1 protein-coding gene is annotated in these 281 nt (G+C 52.3%); it reads right to left on the bottom strand.

What is annotated here, in order from left to right:
- Positions 1–255: hypothetical protein (locus tag V5P19_RS23370; RefSeq protein ID WP_334407923.1), on the bottom strand; the 255-nt coding region annotated here is incomplete at its 3' end.
- Positions 256–281: the final 26 nt, after the last annotated feature.

Genomic DNA, 281 nt, shown 5'->3' on the forward strand with positions numbered 1-281 from the left:
CTGATGAGGCGAAAAACTGTCGTAGGGAAGAGTTTCCCAGTCCGCCAGATTCATCACCATTTGATCGGTAAACTGGCTGATTTCATCATGCAAACGCAGAGCATTTTGCATATCTGGTGCAATGAGTACCACCGGACCGGCGTGACGTTCGGCAATTTCCGCTACCAGCGTCGCACAGGCAGCGCCGGTTAACTCGCCCAGCAGACGCTGCTCACCCGCTTTGACGGGCAGCGTATAACGATATTGTTCAGGCATAACGGTTGTCAGATTCTCGTTAGGAT

The sequence above is a fragment of the Enterobacter sp. UNJFSC 003 genome, assembly GCF_036903355.1.
Taxonomy (GTDB): domain Bacteria; phylum Pseudomonadota; class Gammaproteobacteria; order Enterobacterales; family Enterobacteriaceae; genus Enterobacter.